Origin of the sequence: Streptomyces sp. ICN903, from assembly GCF_022015835.1 — a bacterium.
Taxonomy (GTDB): domain Bacteria; phylum Actinomycetota; class Actinomycetes; order Streptomycetales; family Streptomycetaceae; genus Streptomyces; species Streptomyces fenghuangensis.
This window is the reverse complement of record NZ_JAKMAY010000493.1, coordinates 1-2441: the sequence shown is the minus strand read 5'-3', so window position 1 is coordinate 2441 and position 2441 is coordinate 1. Positions and strand designations below refer to the sequence as shown.

Genomic DNA, 2441 nt, shown 5'->3' with positions numbered 1-2441 from the left:
GCCCGGTCCCCCCGGGCCGTACGCGTATGCGCCCCCGCCGTACGCGTACGCGCCCCCGCCGCTGCCGGGTCCGCCGCCGGAGCTGGTGGCCCCGCTGGGCAGGCGCTTCCTGGCGAAGCTGGTGGACGCACTGGTCATGGCGGCGATCGTGGCCGGAATCACCGTGCCGTGCGCCATGCACCTGGACACCGACCCCGAGGGCGTGACGGAGGGGCTGGCGATCACCGGCATCATTTTCTCGCTCCTGTTCGCCTTCCTCCTCTACGACCCCGCCCTCACCGCCACCGGCGGCACCGTGGGGAAGCGGCTGTGCGGGCTGAAGGTGGCGCGCATCGAGACCGGCGAGCAGGTGAGCTTCGGGGCCGCGCTGGGGCGCCATCTGATGGCGGGGCTGATCAACAACGCGATGTGCGTGCCGCTCGCCTACCTGTGGTGCACCTGGGACAGGCCCTTCCGCCAGGGGCTGCACGACAAGATCGTGCGCACCGTGGTGGTCCGCACCAGATGACGGGTCCGGCGGCGGAGCGCGGTGCCGCGCCCGGAGACGGGCCGCGGCCCCGCCGTCAGGGAGGCGGGGCCGCGGGGACGTGCGCGCGCCGCGCGCGGCACGGGGAGCGGGAAGCGACGGCTCAGAGGTTGCCGCGCCGCTCCTGCTCGCGCTCGATGGCCTCGAACAGGGCCTTGAAGTTGCCCTTGCCGAAGCCCATGGAGCCGTGGCGCTCGATCATCTCGAAGAACACCGTCGGACGGTCCTGGACCGGCTTGGTGAAGATCTGCAGCAGGTAGCCGTCCTCGTCGCGGTCGGCGAGGATCTTCAGCTCGCGCAGCTCCTCGATCGGCACCCGGGTCTCGCCGACCCACTCGCCCAGGGTGTCGTAGTAGGAGTCGGGGGTGTCCAGGAACTCCACGCCGGCGGCGCGCATGGCCCGCACGGTGGCGACGATGTCGTTGGTGGCGAGCGCGATGTGCTGCACGCCCGGGCCGCCGTAGAACTCCAGGTACTCGTCGATCTGCGACTTCTTCTTCGCGATCGCGGGCTCGTTGAGCGGGAACTTCACCTTGCGCTTCCCGTCGGCCACGACCTTGGACATCAGCGCGGAGTACTCGGTGGCGATGTCGTCGCCCACGAACTCCTTCATGTTGGTGAAGCCCATGACCTTGTTGTAGAAGGCCACCCACTCGTCCATCTTCCCCAGTTCGACGTTGCCGACGCAGTGGTCGATGGCCTGGAAGAAGCGGGGGCCGGGCTCGGTGATCGGCTTCGCCGCGGTGAAACCGGGCAGGTAGGGGCCGTCGTAGCCGGAGCGCTCCACCAGGGTGTGGCGGGTCTCGCCGTAGGTGGCGATGGCGGCCAGCACGACGGTGCCGTGCTCGTCCTCGACCTCGTGGGGCTCCTCCAGGCCGGTGGCGCCGTGCTCGATCGCGTAGGCGTACGCGGCCCGCGCGTCCGGTACCTCGATGGACAGGTCGATCACGCCGTCGCCGTGCGCGGCGACATGCTCGGCGAGGAACCGGCCGCGCTCGGTGGCCGGCTTGATGACTGACGTGAGGACGAAGCGGGCGGAGCCCGACTCCAGGACGTAGGAGGCGGTCTCGCGGCTGCCGTTCTCGGGGCCGGAGTAGGCCACGAGCTTCATGCCGAAGGCCGTGGAGTAGTAGTGCGCGGCCTGCTTGGCGTTGCCCACGGCGAAGACGACCGCGTCCATCCCCTTCACCGGGAAGGGATCGGCCTGCCGGGCGGTGCTGGGGGCGTTGTGCATGGTCTCAGTCATGGCCGCAGGCTCCCGCTGTTCCACAAGATGCGCAATAGTTCCCGCGAACACTGAGCAATCTGTACAGTGATCACCCCGTCAGTCCGGGCTATCTGTACAGGATGACCACCAGGGAGGCAGGCCATGGGCATCGACGAGCTGGACGGCCGGCTGCTGGAGCTGCTCGCCGCCGAGCCGCGCATCGGCGTGCTGGAGGCGTCCCGCCGTCTGGGGGTGGCCCGGGGCACCGTGCAGGCGCGGCTGGACCGGCTGCAGGGCAGCGGGGTGATCCGCGGCTTCGGGCCCGACGTCGACCCCGCGGCCATCGGCTACCCGGTCACCGCCTTCGCCACGCTGGAGATCCGGCAGGGGCAGGGCCGCGACGTACGGGCGCATCTGGCGACCGTCCCGGAGGTGCTGGAGCTGCACACCATCACCGGCCGCGGCGACATGCTCTGCCGTCTGGTGGCCCGCTCCAACGCCGATCTCCAGCGAGTGATCGACAAGGTGGTCGGGTTCGAGGGCATCGTGCGGGCCTCCACGGCCATCGTCATGGAGAACCCGGTGCCGCTGCGGATCGTCCCACTGGTGCGCCAGGCGGCCAGGGACGCCGGACAGTCCGCCTCCTGACGCGCCGTCGCGGAGCCGGGGGTCCGCGAGGGAGGCGGGGGGAGCCGGATGTCGCTGGAT

Annotated in this window: 3 protein-coding genes; 2 read left to right on the top strand and 1 reads right to left on the bottom strand. The window is 70.7% G+C overall.

Annotated elements, in window-relative coordinates:
• A partial coding sequence (locus L7D48_RS28125; protein ID WP_237883817.1) for an RDD family protein occupies positions 1–508 on the top strand: 508 nt, incomplete at its 5' end.
• 121 nt (positions 509–629) lie between these two features.
• Here the strand turns inward: L7D48_RS28125 and hppD are convergent.
• Positions 630–1772, bottom strand: a complete 1143-nt coding sequence (gene hppD, locus L7D48_RS28120) for a 4-hydroxyphenylpyruvate dioxygenase (protein ID WP_237883815.1) — start codon at positions 1770–1772, stop codon at positions 630–632.
• Between the two features lie 123 nt (positions 1773–1895).
• Here hppD and L7D48_RS28115 point away from each other — a divergent pair, with 123 nt between their 5' ends.
• Complete coding sequence (locus tag L7D48_RS28115; RefSeq protein WP_237883813.1) at positions 1896–2381, top strand: Lrp/AsnC family transcriptional regulator; 486 nt, start codon at positions 1896–1898, stop codon at positions 2379–2381.
• Positions 2382–2441: the final 60 nt, after the last annotated feature.

What these genes read in the sequence shown, in the direction of transcription:
- hppD (WP_237883815.1), bottom strand. Translation starts at nt 1,772, where the DNA reads ATGACTGAGACCATGCACAACGCCCCCAGCACCGCCCGGCAGGCCGAT.
- L7D48_RS28115 (WP_237883813.1), top strand. Translation starts at nt 1,896, where the DNA reads ATGGGCATCGACGAGCTGGACGGCCGGCTGCTGGAGCTGCTCGCCGCC.